We start from the raw sequence: 16,326 nt of genomic DNA, 5'->3' as shown, positions 1-16,326 counted from the left end.
ACTACTTTCCTGCATTAAAAGAATTAAATTTATTCATTGCTTGATTAATTCCTTCATTTATGATCACTGATACTGCATCCACTGCTGCCTCAAAAGATTTTTCAATAATCTCTCTATCTTCATTAGAGAATCTTCCTGTAACAAACTCAACTAAATCATAGGCTGGCTCTCCAATTCCAACTTTAATCCTTGAAAAACTATCAGTACCTAAATGAGAAATTATATTCTTAATACCATTGTGACCGCCTGCACTTCCTTTTCCCTTTATTCTAAGTCTTCCAACTTCTAGACTAATATCATCGTATATAACTATAATATTTTCTACTGGTATTTTATAAAAGTCTATTATACTTCTAACGCTTTCTCCACTTAAATTCATATAAGTTTGAGGTTTTAAAAATATAACCTTTTCATTGGCTATACTACTCTCACCGTATACTCCTTTAAATTTTGTCCTATTTATACTAAAGTTATACTTTTTTTCACACATATCAACTACATCAAACCCTACATTATGTCTTGTTTTATCATATCTATCTCCCGGATTTCCTAATCCCACAACTAAATACATAATTACCTCCAATATATTCTATAACATAATATCTCTTAACATAAAAATAATCTTCTTTGACTATTATACTAGAAGTTTTACCTAAAATAAAATAAAAGTAGCATCCCTAAATGCTACTTTTTATATATTACTCTGAAATCTTTATTTTAAAGTCAACATAATCACCATTTTTGAATACTTTATATTTTATTGTCTCTCCACTTTTAAATTTACTCATTATAGAATTTATGTCACTGACAGTATTAACTTTCATACCATTCACTTCAACAATTATATCTGTTGGCCTAATTCCAGCTTCATAAGCTAAACCATTTCTTGTAACTTCCTTTGCATATACTCCATCAATACCATTTTCACTTTGGGAAATAGCCTCTTCCCCATAAACTCCCATATGGTTAATAAGAGAATCTTGCTTATCTAAAATTCCATAGGTAATAGGCTCTAGATCCTCTGCGGAAATATAAAAACTATTTTTTAAAAATTCATTGTGATATGTCATAGTAGTATTATTTACTCCTATAAGTTCTCCATCCAAATTACATAAAGCTGCTCCAGTATTGATAAACTTAGGAATAACTGAAGTCTTTATCATTCTTAAAGACTCAGCTACTTTAGTTTCTCTATTTTTAAATACTATATTTTCTCTAGTATTTAACACCGTACTTACCTCTATATTTTCATTAAAAGATTTACCCAGAGGATTTCCTACACTAATAACTCTATCTCCCTTTTCAATCTTAGTAGAATTCTTAGCTATAGTCATAGGTTGTAATGCATCTCCATTTATTTTAATCATAGCAATATCATAAATACTATCAAATCCTATTATAGATGCATTATATACAATGTCATTGTGTAACTTCACTTTAACACTGGTTGCATCCTCAATACCTAAATAGCTAGTTATAACATATTGTCCATTTTCTATGACAACGCCTACTCCTACATTAGTTTCTTTTATACACTTATCATCTGCAATAACCTTAATAACTGAAACAACAGATTGGGCTGCTTTGTGAGCAGCTGATTGAAGCTTTGAATTAGTGGTATTAACTTCTTCGTCTTTATTATTACCTTGAACATAATAATTTTCGTTTTCAGTGTTTACCACTAAAGCTGTAACAGCCCCACCTAAGGAGGCTACAAATAAGCAAAATATAGTAATTGCAACAATTTTACCTTTACGTCTTTTCTTAATTTTGTTAAAGGTTATTTTTGCTTTAACATCCTTATAATCATCATTAAAATTGCTCATAATAGCCTCCTTCCTCTTAGCTCCTTAAGATTATTACATACTCTTCTTTGCTAATTGTAAAGTAAATATAAATTCAACTCCATTTTCTTTATTACACGCCCATATTTCTTCATCATGTAAGCTAACAATCTTTTTAACTATAGAGAGCCCTAATCCTGTACTCACTTTTTGTGTTCTTGATTTATCAACTTTATAGAATCTTTCCCAGATATGTTTAATATCTTCTTCATCTATATTAGATCCCTCATTAAAAATTGATATATTAGCCTTCTTACCTTTTTTTCTACAGGATATTTGTATCAATCCATCTTCTTTTCCATATTTAATAGCATTATCTAAAAGATTAGTTATAACTTGTGTTATTTTATCTCCATCTGTAAGTACCCAGAGTTCACTTCCTTCAAAAAATACCTGTACATCCAAATTTTTATTTCTTATTCTATTTTCATTTCTCAATATGCATATTCTCACTATTTCATTAATGTCCACAGGTACCTTCTCCAGCTTATAAGTACCCGATTCCACTGCTGATAAATCAAGTAAATCATTAATAAGTCTTGTTAATCTTTGTATTTCTTCATAGGCTATATTTAGATAATACTTATGCTTTTCATCAGGAACTACTCCATCTAAAATTCCACCTATAAATCCTTTTATAGATGTCATTGGAGATCTTAACTCATGAGAAACATTTGAAATAAACTCTTTTCTATTTTGTTCTACCTTTTGTAGCGAGTCTGCCATCACATTAAATGCATTTGCAAACTCCTCCATTTCATCATCAGAATGAATTTCAACTCTTTTATCTACATCTCCTTGAGCTATTTTTCTTGCAACCCCACTCATTTCTGATAACGGATTAACTATCATCTTTTGAGAAAAATAATAAATTACGATACAAGAAGCAATTACAGCGAAAACTGCAGATAACCAAATAATTTGATAAACATTAGAAAGTGATTTATCTAAAATATCTGTTGATACACTAAATAAAGTGGCTCCCATAGATTGCCCTTTAGCATCTTTTACAACTTTCATCATAACGTATACTTTCTCATCCATATAAACTCCATACTCATTAAAAGCATCTATATAATCACTATTGTTTATATTTTCCAAATCATCATGAAAAATCTGTTTCCCTATGAGTGGAGTATATTTAATGTTAGTAACTGAATAAACATATCCATTACTATCTACGAGAACTATATCATCATTTATATATGTTGATATAAACTTTATATTTGTAGTTAATTCTTCATATGATGATGCCCCAGTTAAATATTTTGTTGCAATACCTTCAATTATATCTGCCTGTCTAGTAAGATCACTTTGTCTCGTCTTTATAAAATAATCTTGAAACCAAAAGGAAAGAAATGCAGCTAAAATAGTAAAACTTACTGTAATTATAATGGTGTAAGTAACAACCATTTTAGAAAATAAGCTATTTTTCACCATCTATTTCACCTCAAATTTATATCCAACTCCCCAAACAGTTTCTAACTGCCAATTATCTCCTCCTGATACTTTTTCTCTTAATCTCTTCACATGAACATCTACAGTTCTTGAATCTCCTGGATAATCATATCCCCACACTTCACAAAGCAGTTGTTCTCTTGTAAATACTCTGTTTTTATTACTTGCTAAGAAGTGTAATAATTCAAACTCTTTAGGTGGCATTTTAATTTCCTGTCCCATGTATGTTACATTATATGAATTTATATCTATAACTAAATTATCAAAGGTTAATGTTTCTTTACTATCACCCTCTGCAGTATATCTTCTTAGAACAGCCTTAACTCTAGCCATAAGTTCCTTAGGTTCAAAGGGTTTTACTATATAATCATCTGCTCCAAGCTCAAGTCCTAAAACTTTATCAAAAGTTTCTCCTTTTGCAGTTATCATTATAACTGGTGTTTCATTATCCCTTCTTATCCACTTTAGCACATCTATGCCATCCAGGTATGGTAACATAACATCTAAAAGCACTAAATCAGGTTTATAACTAGTAAATGCTTCTTGAGCCTCTCTTCCGTCATTGGCCACCTTAACATGGTATCCTGAATTCTCCAAATACATCTTTATTACTTCACATATATTTTTATCATCATCAACAACTAATATCTTTCCTAAATTACCTTCCATTGATATCCCTCCTAAATACTTAAGATATTTTATTTAATTTACGAATATAATTTCTACATAATATCTTTTATAATATTATATAACAATAACTTTAAGTCCAAGTATTTTCTCATTAAAATTAATATTTTTAACAAAATATTTATAAAGTTATGGTGAAAACATTCCTTTTTATACTAAAAATAGGGGAAGAAAAACTTCCTCCCCTAAATAAAACCAAATTACTGTCCAAACTTATTATGAATACATATAATATTTAATATTATTCATCAAAAAGCTTGCTTACAGAAACTTCTTCATATATTCTTCTAATAGCTTCTGCAAATAACGGTGCTATAGATAATATTTTTATCTTATCAAGCATTTTTTCTTGTGGTAGATGAATACTATCAAGCATAACTAGCTCTTTTATCACCGATGCTTCTAGTCTTTCTATGGCTGGACCAGAAAGTACAGCATGTGAACAACAAGCATATACTTCAGTAGCACCCATTTTAACTAAAGCATTAGCACCATTACAAATAGTTCCAGCTGTGTCTATCATATCATCTATTAGTATAACCTTTTTACCTTTTACTTCACCGATTATATTCATAACTTCAGCTACATTAGCCTTTGGTCTTCTCTTATCTATAATAGCTATTGGAGCGTTTAGTTTATCAGCAAACTTTCTTGCTCTTGTAACACTACCAAGATCTGGTGAAACTACAACTACATCATCACAATCTTTAAATCCTTTTTCTATAAAGTAATCACTTAGTATTGGTGAACCCACTAAATTATCAACTGGAATATTGAAATATCCTTGTATTTGAGCTGCATGTAAGTCCATAGTTAAAACTCTATCTGCTCCTGCTGCTGTAATTAAATCAGCAACTAATTTTGCTGTAATTGGATCTCTTGCCTTTGCCTTTCTGTCTTGACGTGCATATCCATAGTAAGGAATAACCGCCGTTATTCTTCCTGCTGATGCTCTCTTAAGTGCATCAATCATAATTAAAAGTTCCATTAAATTATTGTTTACTGGGGCACTAGTTGGCTGTATAACAAATACGTCCAGTCCTCTAACAGTTTCTCCAATATTTACCGCAATCTCACCATCACTAAAAGTAGTAACTTGACTTTCTCCAACAGAAAGCCCTAAGCGGTTTGCAATATCAGCAGCTAATTCTGGATATGAGTTTCCTGCAAAGATTTTAATGTTTCTTCCATGGCTTATCATTTATGTAGTCCTCCTAAAATTTTATTTGTTTTTATTTTTATCATATACCCAGTTCTCTTTATTTATTTGCCTAGCTCTTGCTATAGCTAAGGAGCCCTCTGGTATTTTCTCGGTTATTGTTGATCCAGCTGCAATATAAGTATTATCTTCTACCTCAACTGGTGATACTAAGTTAGTATTACATCCTATAAATACATTGTTTCCAATTGTAGTTTTATATTTTGCTTTTCCATCATAATTTACTACAACAGTTCCACACCCAAAATTACATTTTTCTCCCACTTCTGCATCTCCTATGTAAGTTAAGTGAGATACCTTAGTTCCGTCACCTATTGATGATTTTTTAATTTCAACAAAATCGCCTATCCTTGCATTTTCACCTATAGTTGTTTCTGGTCTTATATACGCAAAAGGTCCAACTGTAGTATTATTTCCAATCTTACTGTTTAATACTACAGAATTTTCTACAGTTACATCATCACCAATTATACTATTAGTTATTCTGTTATTTGAGTATAATACGCAATTTTCACCAACTACCGTAGTTCCTTCTATGATATTCCCTGGATATACAACCGTATCTTGACCTATAATTACATCACATTCTATATAGGTGCTTCTAGGGTCCATAATTATAACACCATTATCCATATGGTTTCTATTTATTCTACTTCTCATTATATCATTAGCAACAGAAAGCTCTACCTTTGAATTTACTGCTGTAATTTCTTCTACATCAACAGCAATAGCTCCAACTTTCTTACCTTCATTTTTTAATATTTCTATTACATCTGTTAAATAGTACTCACCTTGATTATTATTATTATTAAGTTTACCTAAGGTATTTAATAATATGTCTATATCAAAACAATACATCCCTGAGTTAATTTCATTAACTTTTACTTCTTCTTCATTACAATCCTTAAACTCTACAATTTTCTCTACTTCTCCTTGAGAATTTCTAATTATTCTTCCATACTTTAGAGGGTCACTCATTATAGATGTCAATATTGTAGCACTACATTTTTGTTCTTCATGATATTTAGTAAGCTTTGTAACTGTTTCTTGTGTTATTAGAGGCCCATCTCCAACAAATATAGATACTGAACCTTTTTTACCTTTTAAAAATTCTTCTGCACACATTACTGCATGCCCAGTACCTAATTGTTCTTCTTGAACTGAGTAGAAAATATTTCTACTTTCAGTGCCTTTTCTAACTTTATCAGCACCTTTTCCAATAACCACACTTACTTCTTCTACTCCGGACTTTCTTATATTATCTATAACATGGTTTATCATTTCTTTTCCACAAACTTTGTGTAGAACCTTAGGAGTATTAGATTTCATTCTTTTACCTTCGCCAGCAGCAAGGATTATAGCACATTTATACAATTCATACACCTCTTCATTTAAAATGTAATTAGTCTTTCCTGATAAATTATTCTATAATAATTTAAAACTAATATTTATTAAATTTTCAATATTAATCTATCATATTTATTATTTTTATATACTACTTCTATACTATTATATTGAAACTGTTACACTTTTTCAACCAAAGTATATTTTTTACATGAAAATATATATTAACGATATACTATTAACGATACACAAAATAAAAAGGAGTGCTACGCTCCTTTTTATAATTAGACTATTTCATCTTCTACTTGCTCTTCATTTTTTACTTTTTCATACTCGTCAAGTATAGATTTTTGAATTTTCTCTCTTGTTTCTGTATTAATTGGGTGAGCTATATCCTTAAATTCTCCATCAGGAGTTCTTCTACTAGGCATAGCTATAAAATTACCACTTTGACCCTCAATTATCTTGATGTCATGAACCACGAATTCATTATCTAAAGTTATAGATACTATAGCTTTCATTTTTCCTTCTGTGGTAATTTTTCTAATTCTAACGTCTGTAATTATCATGAAATTCCACCTCCAAGATGTGCTTTCATGTATTATTCTACTAATGCATTGTAAATCCTTCTATTTGTCGAAACATTTTCCATATTTTTTTGTAACTTATTCGTTTTTTTCACTAGATGGACTAACAATCGCAATTCCATCTTCTCCAATACCATAAAAATTTACTAATGAAATATAATCATCTACCAGCTTATCCTTAACTTCTACATTATCTATTAAAAAACCACTACCTAATAATTCACTATCAAATTCACTTAAAAGCTCTTTAATTCCCTTTGCAGTTCCTCCACCTCTCATAAAGTCATCTACAAATACACATCTGCTACTTCTCTTCATAGACTTTGTTGATAATGTCATAGTTTGAAGTCTATTGCTTGAACCAGAAGCATAATTTATGCTTACTGTAGTACCTTCTGTATACTTAGTATCATGACGTACTGTAACAAGCTGAACTCCTAATTGTTTTGCAACCTCATAACCTAATGGAATACCTTTAGTTTCTATTGTAACTACATAATCCACGTTCATATCTTTAAATTTACTAGCTAATATTATTGCTGAATTTTGAATAATACTTGGATTATATGCTATATCTGTTATATATAGAAAATTACCCGGAACAACTCTAGATTGCTGTCTTAGTGCTTCACACAAATCTTCTAAAAACTGTTTTCTATCTTCATTTGATTTTTCATTTATAAATCTTATTCCACCTGCAGCACCTGCTACTGTTTCTATCTTTCCCATGGATAAACCTTCTATTACTTCTCTAACTATAACAATATCTTCACTAATAGTAGATTTTGCTGCATTGAATTTCTCTGTAAATAAATTTAAAGTTATAACCTTATTAGGATTTTCTGTTAAAACTTTTGTTATACCAATAACCCTTTGGTTTCTATTAAATTTATGCTTAATTTTCTCCATACAAACTATACCTTTCCGAATTTTATCTTTATTTTTGCCTTTATTATTCACCTTTATTCTATCTGTTTTATTACTATATTACAATTACTTTTTTTATTTTCTTTAATATACTATTTAAAACAATATAAATTCATCTTTTATGTTAATCACAGATTAATTAGCAAAAAAATATCCTCATTGTAAATAAAAAGAGCTACTTCAAAATAAAGATTAAATAAATCTTCATTTTGAAATAGCCTTTAATTTCAATATTATTTTATAATATCTATCAACTACATGCCACCATTTTCGAAGTCAAAGGATTCCTTTTTGTAAATTCATTAGCTTCTTGTATATTTCTAGCTTTAAATAAAAGTTTTCCTCCATTCTTATTTAAAACTCCACCACAAAGCATGTATTTCTGACCACCTATTTCTTTATCATCTTCTAAAAAATTTATACCTTCAAGTCCTTGCCCATCTGCCTTATACTTTAACTCAATGAATAAATCTTTGTTTCCCATTCTTTAACCCCCATATCTGTTCTCATATTTACATGATATCGAACATACGTTCAATTGTCAATATTATTTTATTTCATTACTAAAAATTATTATCAATACCTTTTAATTCACTGCATATCTCTTTATCTTTAAATATGTATATTCAAAAACAAATAAAATATAACTACTATTTTACATATAACATTGATAATATCTCTCCTTTGACTTATACTGAAAACGTATAATACTACTAAGAAGTTACTTGTGGGGTGATTTTATGTTTATTAAAAACTATGAACCTATGAACGAAAACTTATGGCAAGGAAGAATAGACAGTGACGATAATTTTGATGCTTTTAGATGGCATCAATGGATAACACCTCTTGATCTTCGAAGAGATGATCTTGAGCCTCTTGATGGACTAAATTTTGCACTTTTAGGCTTTTGTTGCCATGAAGGTGTAAAAAAAAATAAAGGTCGTATAGGTGCCATGAATGGTCCTATATCCATCAGAAAAGAGCTTTCAAATCTACCTTGTACTTTTAATCAATCGGTAAAAATTTTTGATGCCGGAGATATCATAGTTGAGGACATTTCTCTTGCTGAAGGGCAAAAGCTTTTAAGCGACTGCGTGTCTAAGTTACTAGATCTGAATATTTTTCCTATAGTTCTAGGAGGAGGACATGAGACAGCCTTTGGGAACTATAATGGGGCTCTATCTCATCTGGATAAAATATCTTGTAAACCTCGAATCGGAATTATAAATTTTGATGCTCACTTCGATCTTAGACCATATAATAACGAGGGAAGTTCTGGAACTATGTTTAAACAAATCTCTGATATTTGTCATGATAAAAACATGGATTTCTCCTATTTCTGTATTGGGATACAACAGCACAGCAATACAGTGGATCTATTTAAAACCGCTAAAAAACTAGGTGTTCAATACACCCTTGCGAAAGACATCCTATATAGTGATGGTTGGCAACTTTTAAGAGAGCTAAATACCTTTATGAGAAACCAAGATTATATATATGTAACTATTTGCTCAGATGTATTTTCTGCCTCTTTTGCACCAGGGGTTAGTTCTACGCAAACCTTAGGTCTAAACCCAGAAATAGTTATAAAACTACTTAAACATATTTTAAAGTCAAATAGGGTTATAACCTTTGATATATGTGAAGTGGCACCTAGATTTGATAAAGATAATATCACTTCTAACTTAGCTGGAGTAATCATCTTCTCCATTGTTAATACTCTTTGCAAATTACAAAACTTACAGCACAACTTTTTAACATAATTACATAATAAAAAAGTCCTTAGTCTAAACTAAGGACTTTTTCACGATTATTATAGGGACTTTAAAATAGATTTGGCAATTTACAAGCTAAATTGCCACAATAAATATTCAAACTCCATACCCATGATATCATTCTCTTCACAAGTATTGAGCATTTTATCCTCTTCTTCACCATTAATATTCAGTTGCCAATTTACATATTCTCTCAGACCAATTGTTAACATTTTAACACACTCCTCCAGAAAATTTCTACTAGCCTTATGGCCTAGTAGTTATTGTAATTGATATTAAATATACATACACTTAGAAAACATCTATTATTTCCACTTAGATACTTAATAAATATAATTAGTTATTATACTTAAAAACCATCTCTAACTTTGTTTTTATTTTAACATATTTATTTCTATCCGAAAAGCCTTTTTCTGAATTTTCTTTTAAATTTTTTGGATATTTTCATTCATTTTTCCTATAGATATATAATTTACGAAGCTTTCTAAAATATATGTGTTTTTTATATAGATTTTTGTATATAATTTATATTAGGTATTCATTTATTTTTATACACATACAATGGTTATTAGGTTGATCTATAACTATGTTTTAATATACAAATTCATGAATGTAGTATTATATTTTATATAGGAGTTGTTATTATATGAGTTTTGATTTTTTACAAGATAAAAATAAAAAAGTTCACTTTATTGGTATTGGTGGCATTAGTATGAGTGGTCTTGCTGAGATTCTACTTAAAAACGGATATACTGTATCTGGTTCAGATATGAAAAATTCAAATATGGTTGAAAAACTTAGAAATAAAGGTGCATATATATATATAGGACACAGTGCAGATAACATACAGGATTCAGATTTAGTAGTATACACTGCTGCTATCAGTGATGATAATCCTGAGTTTCAAAAGGCAATTGAACTAAACCTTCCTATGATGGATAGAGCTGAATTCTTAGGCAGAATTATGCTTGGCCATAAATATAATGTAGCTGTTGCTGGTACTCATGGCAAAACAACCACAACTTCAATGCTTGCCCACATTGTAATTGAAGAACAAGTGGATCCTACCATATTAGTAGGTGGAGAATTAGATGTTATAGAGGGTAATGTTCTTGCTGGAAATAGTGATTACTTTGTTACTGAAGCTTGTGAGTATAAAGGATCTTTCTTAAAATTTCATCCTTATATAGGAATTATATTAAATGTAGATGCAGACCATTTAGATTTTTATAAGGATATAAATCACATAAAAGATACTTTTAATAAATTTATAGATATCATACCAGATGATGGTTTCCTTGTATGCAATAGTGATGATAGTAACGTTTCTGATATATTAAATAATCATAAATGTACTATAATGACTTACGGAATAAATAATGGTGAGTATAAAGCTAAAAATATAACTTATAATTCTCTTGGTTGTGGTTCTTATGATTTATATAAAAATGACCATATGTTATTTCCTATAGCCTTAAATGTGCCTGGAGAACATAATGTGCTTAACTCTTTAGCTGCTATATGTACATCCTTAGCTCTTAACATTTCTAATGAATCTATAATTAAAGGATTATCTAATTTTGGAGGAACTCATAGAAGATTTGAATTTAAGGGTTCTAAAAATGGTGTTACTGTAATAGATGACTATGCTCATCATCCAACAGAAATTCAAGCTACTCTTAGTGCTTGTAAAAATTATCCTCATAAAGATTTATATGTGGTATTTCAACCTCATACCTACACTCGAACTATAACTCTTTTTGATGACTTTGTAAGAACCTTCAATGGAGTAAAGCATTTATTATTAGCAGATATATACGCTGCTCGTGAAAAAGATACTGGAATTGTTAACTCAGTAAAGTTAGGCGATGCTATAAGACTTACAGGAGTTGATGCAATAAACTATCATAGCTTTGAAGAAATAGTTAATCACTTAAAATCAAAGGCCAAAGATGGTGATCTTATTATTACCGTAGGTGCTGGAGATATAAATGTTGTTGGTGAAATGTATCTAGCTAATTAATTTTATCTTATACCAATTAATATAGCTATCCTTTAATTAAGATAGCTATATTTTTAATATATAAACGAGGTGACAAAATGAAATCAAACTTTAATAAAACTGTGTACATAGTTAATGCCTTTACTCACAATGATATGGGTGGAAACAAGGCTGGTGTAGTTATTGATTGTGATGACTTATCCTCTAATGACATGGCAGCTATCGCAAAAGAAGTAAAACTTTCCGAAACTGCCTTTGTGATAAAATCAAAATGTGACGATTATGACTATGAGGTTAGATTTTTTACCCCTTCAACAGAAGTTGATTTATGTGGTCATGCTACCATCGCCACTTTCTATACCTTAGCTAAATTAGGCTTTATCAAACCAAGTACAAGTCCAGTAAAATTAAAACAAAAAACTCTTGCCGGTATTTTAGACATAGAAATTTATTTTGATAATGAAAAAATTGCCTATGTGCTTATGACTCAAACTAATCCTAAGTTCTATTCATATATTGATGATGTAAAAGAACTTTGTGATATATTAGGAATAACCTTAGAAGATGCTGGAATCCAAGGTCATGCATTAAAACCTATGATAATTTCTACAGGGCTTAAAGATATAATGTTCCCAGTTAAATCTCTAAATGCTCTAAAAAGAATAAATCCAGATTTTCAAGGCCTAAAAGAATACACAGATAACTTAAATTTAGTAGGTCTTCATGCCTTCTCTTTAGAAACTGAAAATTCTAAAAGCACTGTTGCAACTAGAAATTTCGGTCCTAGTGTAGGTATCGATGAAGAAAGTGCTACTGGCACATCTAATGGCGCATTATGTGCATACATAATGAAACATAACATACTTGATTTTAAAGATAAACTAACCATATGTTGCGAACAAGGTTATTACATGAATAATCCAAGTGAAATCATCTGCACGGGTGAAGCTATTAATAATGACTATTTAATAAAAGTTGGTGGCATAGGAAGTATAGAAAAAACTATAGAGGTGACTTATAAATAGTCACCCCTTTCTTTTTTTACTTAAATAAAGATTTTAAATTTGATCTCTCCTGTTGTATCTGACTTTTTACATTTGATGATGGATTAAACAAAGAGTCATACCTAAATAGTAATATTCCTTTGTACTTCTTTAACTTTCTTGAAGCTTCCACCTGTCTTTTTAATATATCTGTACTATTTCTCCACTCATCCTTTCCATTACCTGCCCAAGTATCTTCACTACCAACTTTATATACAGATAAACCTATATATAAATTTACTGTAGATTCAGCAACAAGACTATCAAACTCTTCAATAACTTGTTGAAAATTGCTATTATCATTTAAAAAGCCATAATATATTTGTGGACAAATATAATCAATATATCCAGGGTTTTGAATCCACTTCTTCACATCAATAAATTGGCTATTATAGTTATTATCCATAGAGCCTTGTGGACTTATTCCAAAGACTACCTCTGGGCTTATCTCTTTAACAATTGAATAAACCTGCCTTACGAGAATATTAACATTTTCACGTCTCCAACTCTCTAAATCTAAATCTCCTCCTGAACTTGTATACTCGCCATAAGCTTTACTATCTATAGACACATCACTAGATGGATAAAAATAATCATCAAAATGTATTCCATCAACTTCATAGTTCTCCACTATTTCTTTTACTCCATTCACTATAAGTTGCCTAACTTCTTCTTTGGCAGGATTATAATATATTCCACCATTACATTTTATTATATTATCACTACCATCTTTTATCCATTTGCTAGCAGGATTCTCCAAAGACAGTGGCAACTTAACACTATCACTTCTAACTCTATAGGGATTAATCCAAGCCTCTACTCTTATATTTCTTAAATGAGCTTCCTCTATAATAACTTGAAGAGGATCATATCCCGGAGCATTACCTTCTATGCCCGAACAATATATAGACCATGGATAATATTTAGATTGATATAAGGCATCAGAAAAAGGTCTTACATGTACAATTAAAGTATTCAACCCCATAGATTCTACATTATCTATTGCTTGTGATATATTTTTTCTAAATTCATTTTCATTTTTCCCCTTAAGCATAGCTGATAAATCTAAATAAGATAACCAAATTCCCTTTATCTCATCATAATTTATAATTTCTCTTTCTTTATTAATTATTTCATGGCTACTATTATCAATATTATCAAAGCATATAATCCACACTAATCCCAAAATAACTAATATAATTACTCCTAAAGTAGCAAGATTCATTTTATTCATTTATGCTCCCCCTTAATTTAAGAATAATATATACCTATGCTCATAATCTAATCTATAGAATTTAATTATAGTAAATATATCTATTTATACCTGGAAAACTTCTTCCAAAGTTCATCAACTTCACTTTGCTCTAAAAAACTAGATAATATTCTATAATCCCTTTTCCCCACGTAAAATATAATCCCTTTATTATCCCTCATTGCTTTATTTACATCTCTAAAATAAAAAGTTTTTGGTTTTTCATTCATATTGTTATTTATACAAAATTTATCTTTATATACTTTTATATATTTAAGCTCATCAATGCTTCTTACTTTTTTAGTAACAAGACCTGTAACTATTAATCCTACTATAAAAAACACTAATAAAAATCTCCCATAAAAAAGATTGTTCCTTATAAATAATCCTATTGTAATTATGAGTAAAAGACTCGATAAAAGTATACTATTAGACAATTGCTTTCTCATATATCTTTTAGAAGCCTCACTAAACCTATATTCCTTCATCTTTTGTACTCCTCCTTTTTTTAATGACAATAATATTATGTAAATATATATTAAACTTTTTGTATTCAGTAACATCTTTTATTATTTACAATATACTGATTTTATAATACCTTTTATTGGTCTTTTAAAAATAATATATAATATCGCAAAACTTTTTGCATAAAATATGTTGACAACCTATTAAATATATCATATAATAATTTTTGTCGGCGGGGTGTGGCGCAGATGGGAGCGCGCGTGGTTTGGGACCATGAGGTCGCAGGTTCAATCCCTGTCACCCCGACCAAAAGGAACATGAATGTCATGTTCCTTTTTATTTTACTATATATGTTTTTATTTACTATAGGAAGATAGTGTTTTGTAACTAGACCTTAAATCTGCTATAAGAACAATGTCTTTTTTTAATAATATATCATTTGGTGAAAATTATATGCATTACTAAAGAAACAATATATATTAATATTATAGTTGTATGAAACTTTCTTATTTGGCCCCTCTTATCTCTATAAATAAATTTATTTATAATTCCAGTAGCTACCATTATTAAAACACACACAAAGGTTGCAATTCCCCAAAAAGAAAAACTTTCCTTATAATTCATTATTAACATATGAATTATTGAAGAAATAAATGCACCCACTCCAAACACCCCATGGTTTTCTTCTAAAACATTATTTATGTTAATAGTTTTATTTATTATGCCTCTATGTTTTTTCTTTGACAAACCTTTAATAAACTTATTATAAAACCCTAAAGATACTACTCTTGACAATGCTCCTAAAGTAAATATAACCGAAATAACCCCCCAAAACTTACCTAAAAGATCCATAGTTTCCCCCCTTTATTTTACTAATACATTATATGTTTTTAATTTTATTACATTCTTTCTTATTACTTTTTTATTAGTAGTAAAAGGTAGTTTCCACATTATATTCATTACTCTTTACATTAAAAGTTTTATTTGTTATGTTAATATGCGGGGGTGATAATATATGTTTAAAAATATAGACGCTGCAATTTTTGATATGGATGGTACTATAGTTGATTCTATGTGGGTATGGAATAAAATCGATACGGAATACCTAGCTAAACATAATTTAGATGTGCCTCCATCATTAAATAATGACATTGCTCATCTTAGCTTTAATGAAGTAGCTATTTACTTTAAGAATTCCTTTAATTTACCTTATACCTTAGAAGAAATTAAAGAGCATTGGAATGACATGGCTTATGAAGCTTACTGTAATAAAGTGAAACTAAAGCCTGGTGTTAAAGAATTTTTTAACCTACTTAAAGAAAATAATATAAAAATTGCATTGGCTACTAGCAATAACACTTTACTTTTAGAAGCTTGCTTAAAAGCTAATGGAATATATGAATATTTTGATACAATAGCCTTAACTAATGAGGTAAAAAGGGGAAAAGATTTTCCAGATGTATATCTTCTAGCAGCAAATAAATTAGGTGTTTCTCCTGATAAGTGCATGGTTTTTGAAGACTTACTTCCAGCCATTCAAGGTGCTAAAAAAGCTGGTATGAAGGTTATAGGCGTATATGATGAACATTCCCTAGAGCAGCACAATGACATGAAAGCTTTAGCTGATGATTTTATATTAGATTATGTTAGTTTTTCTTTAGCTATATAATAATTAAAGGTAGTCTTAGTAAGAATTAAATTATCTTCTAGGACAACCTTTATT

The 16,326-nt window shown here is 29.6% G+C and carries 17 protein-coding genes and 1 tRNA gene; 5 read left to right on the top strand and 13 right to left on the bottom strand.

Annotated features, from left to right (window positions below; translation table 11 throughout):
- Position 1 precedes the first annotated feature (1 nt).
- The 9 genes from pth to B3086_RS01435 form a co-directional block, all read right to left on the bottom strand.
- Complete coding sequence (gene pth, locus B3086_RS01475; RefSeq protein ID WP_346848840.1) at positions 2-571, bottom strand: aminoacyl-tRNA hydrolase; 570 nt, start codon at positions 569-571, stop codon at positions 2-4.
- Positions 572-698: 127 nt separating this feature from the next.
- Positions 699-1,826 (bottom strand): S1C family serine protease, encoded by a 1,128-nt coding sequence (locus B3086_RS01470; protein WP_346848839.1) that lies wholly within the window; start codon positions 1,824-1,826, stop codon positions 699-701.
- A gap of 33 nt (positions 1,827-1,859) precedes the next feature.
- On the bottom strand, positions 1,860-3,281 hold the full coding sequence (locus B3086_RS01465) for a HAMP domain-containing sensor histidine kinase (RefSeq protein ID WP_346848874.1): 1,422 nt from the start codon (positions 3,279-3,281) through the stop codon (positions 1,860-1,862).
- A 3-nt stretch (positions 3,282-3,284) separates the two neighbouring features.
- Positions 3,285-3,971, bottom strand: a complete 687-nt coding sequence (locus B3086_RS01460; protein ID WP_346870894.1) for a response regulator transcription factor — start codon at positions 3,969-3,971, stop codon at positions 3,285-3,287.
- A gap of 259 nt (positions 3,972-4,230) precedes the next feature.
- Positions 4,231-5,190, bottom strand: coding sequence for a ribose-phosphate diphosphokinase (locus tag B3086_RS01455; protein ID WP_035132514.1), 960 nt, complete (start codon positions 5,188-5,190; stop codon positions 4,231-4,233).
- A gap of 21 nt (positions 5,191-5,211) precedes the next feature.
- Positions 5,212-6,582: a bifunctional UDP-N-acetylglucosamine diphosphorylase/glucosamine-1-phosphate N-acetyltransferase GlmU gene (glmU, locus tag B3086_RS01450; protein WP_346848837.1), complete on the bottom strand. Its 1,371-nt coding sequence runs from the start codon at positions 6,580-6,582 to the stop codon at positions 5,212-5,214.
- Positions 6,583-6,836: 254 nt separating this feature from the next.
- Entirely contained in the window at positions 6,837-7,121 is a 285-nt protein-coding gene (spoVG, locus tag B3086_RS01445) for a septation regulator SpoVG (protein ID WP_035132518.1), read from the bottom strand.
- A 96-nt stretch (positions 7,122-7,217) separates the two neighbouring features.
- On the bottom strand, positions 7,218-8,048 hold the full coding sequence (gene purR / locus B3086_RS01440) for a pur operon repressor (RefSeq protein WP_035132520.1): 831 nt from the start codon (positions 8,046-8,048) through the stop codon (positions 7,218-7,220).
- A gap of 268 nt (positions 8,049-8,316) precedes the next feature.
- Positions 8,317-8,550, bottom strand: coding sequence for a hypothetical protein (locus B3086_RS01435; RefSeq protein WP_346848836.1), 234 nt, complete (start codon positions 8,548-8,550; stop codon positions 8,317-8,319).
- Between the two features lie 256 nt (positions 8,551-8,806).
- Between B3086_RS01435 and hutG the strand changes: the two genes are divergently transcribed.
- Entirely contained in the window at positions 8,807-9,829 is a 1,023-nt protein-coding gene (hutG, locus tag B3086_RS01430) for a formimidoylglutamase (RefSeq protein ID WP_346848835.1), read from the top strand.
- Positions 9,830-9,909: 80 nt separating this feature from the next.
- Here hutG and B3086_RS01425 read toward each other — a convergent pair whose 3' ends face one another.
- Positions 9,910-10,053: a hypothetical protein gene (locus B3086_RS01425; RefSeq protein ID WP_156964321.1), complete on the bottom strand. Its 144-nt coding sequence runs from the start codon at positions 10,051-10,053 to the stop codon at positions 9,910-9,912.
- Between the two features lie 434 nt (positions 10,054-10,487).
- Between B3086_RS01425 and murC the strand changes: the two genes are divergently transcribed.
- A complete protein-coding gene (gene murC, locus B3086_RS01420) occupies positions 10,488-11,864 on the top strand; it encodes a UDP-N-acetylmuramate--L-alanine ligase (protein ID WP_346848834.1) in 1,377 nt (458 codons plus the stop codon).
- Positions 11,865-11,941: 77 nt separating this feature from the next.
- On the top strand, positions 11,942-12,868 hold the full coding sequence (locus B3086_RS01415) for a PhzF family phenazine biosynthesis protein (RefSeq protein WP_346848833.1): 927 nt from the start codon (positions 11,942-11,944) through the stop codon (positions 12,866-12,868).
- Positions 12,869-12,884: 16 nt separating this feature from the next.
- On the opposite strand, the gene B3086_RS01410 is transcribed toward B3086_RS01415, so the two are convergent.
- Positions 12,885-14,120 carry a glycoside hydrolase family 10 protein gene (locus B3086_RS01410; RefSeq protein WP_346848832.1) on the bottom strand — a complete coding sequence of 412 codons (1,236 nt, stop codon included), beginning with the start codon at positions 14,118-14,120 and terminating at the stop codon, positions 12,885-12,887.
- A gap of 80 nt (positions 14,121-14,200) precedes the next feature.
- Entirely contained in the window at positions 14,201-14,626 is a 426-nt protein-coding gene (locus B3086_RS01405) for a hypothetical protein (protein ID WP_346848831.1), read from the bottom strand.
- Between the two features lie 210 nt (positions 14,627-14,836).
- Here B3086_RS01405 and B3086_RS01400 point away from each other — a divergent pair.
- Positions 14,837-14,912 (top strand) — tRNA-Pro (locus tag B3086_RS01400).
- A 126-nt stretch (positions 14,913-15,038) separates the two neighbouring features.
- Here B3086_RS01400 and B3086_RS01395 read toward each other — a convergent pair.
- A complete protein-coding gene (locus B3086_RS01395; RefSeq protein ID WP_346848830.1) occupies positions 15,039-15,455 on the bottom strand; it encodes a hypothetical protein in 417 nt (138 codons plus the stop codon).
- Between the two features lie 163 nt (positions 15,456-15,618).
- Here B3086_RS01395 and B3086_RS01390 point away from each other — a divergent pair, with 163 nt between their 5' ends.
- Positions 15,619-16,272: an HAD family phosphatase gene (locus B3086_RS01390; protein ID WP_346848829.1), complete on the top strand. Its 654-nt coding sequence runs from the start codon at positions 15,619-15,621 to the stop codon at positions 16,270-16,272.
- Positions 16,273-16,326: the final 54 nt, after the last annotated feature.

The organism is Clostridium sp. UBA871, from assembly GCF_002295255.1.
Classification (GTDB): domain Bacteria; phylum Bacillota; class Clostridia; order Clostridiales; family Clostridiaceae; genus Clostridium_J; species Clostridium_J sulfidigenes.
This window is presented reverse-complemented; position numbering and strand designations above follow the sequence as displayed.

What these genes read in the sequence shown, in the direction of transcription:
- pth (WP_346848840.1), bottom strand. Translation starts at nt 571, where the DNA reads ATGTATTTAGTTGTGGGATTAGGAAATCCGGGAGATAGATATGATAAA.
- B3086_RS01470 (WP_346848839.1), bottom strand. Translation starts at nt 1,826, where the DNA reads ATGAGCAATTTTAATGATGATTATAAGGATGTTAAAGCAAAAATAACC.
- B3086_RS01460 (WP_346870894.1), bottom strand. Translation starts at nt 3,971, where the DNA reads ATGGAAGGTAATTTAGGAAAGATATTAGTTGTTGATGATGATAAAAAT.
- B3086_RS01455 (WP_035132514.1), bottom strand. Translation starts at nt 5,190, where the DNA reads ATGATAAGCCATGGAAGAAACATTAAAATCTTTGCAGGAAACTCATAT.
- spoVG (WP_035132518.1), bottom strand. Translation starts at nt 7,121, where the DNA reads ATGATAATTACAGACGTTAGAATTAGAAAAATTACCACAGAAGGAAAA.
- purR (WP_035132520.1), bottom strand. Translation starts at nt 8,048, where the DNA reads ATGGAGAAAATTAAGCATAAATTTAATAGAAACCAAAGGGTTATTGGT.
- B3086_RS01435 (WP_346848836.1), bottom strand. Translation starts at nt 8,550, where the DNA reads ATGGGAAACAAAGATTTATTCATTGAGTTAAAGTATAAGGCAGATGGG.
- hutG (WP_346848835.1), top strand. Translation starts at nt 8,807, where the DNA reads ATGTTTATTAAAAACTATGAACCTATGAACGAAAACTTATGGCAAGGA.
- B3086_RS01425 (WP_156964321.1), bottom strand. Translation starts at nt 10,053, where the DNA reads ATGTTAACAATTGGTCTGAGAGAATATGTAAATTGGCAACTGAATATT.
- murC (WP_346848834.1), top strand. Translation starts at nt 10,488, where the DNA reads ATGAGTTTTGATTTTTTACAAGATAAAAATAAAAAAGTTCACTTTATT.
- B3086_RS01415 (WP_346848833.1), top strand. Translation starts at nt 11,942, where the DNA reads ATGAAATCAAACTTTAATAAAACTGTGTACATAGTTAATGCCTTTACT.
- B3086_RS01410 (WP_346848832.1), bottom strand. Translation starts at nt 14,120, where the DNA reads ATGAATAAAATGAATCTTGCTACTTTAGGAGTAATTATATTAGTTATT.
- B3086_RS01405 (WP_346848831.1), bottom strand. Translation starts at nt 14,626, where the DNA reads ATGAAGGAATATAGGTTTAGTGAGGCTTCTAAAAGATATATGAGAAAG.
- B3086_RS01395 (WP_346848830.1), bottom strand. Translation starts at nt 15,455, where the DNA reads ATGGATCTTTTAGGTAAGTTTTGGGGGGTTATTTCGGTTATATTTACT.
- B3086_RS01390 (WP_346848829.1), top strand. Translation starts at nt 15,619, where the DNA reads ATGTTTAAAAATATAGACGCTGCAATTTTTGATATGGATGGTACTATA.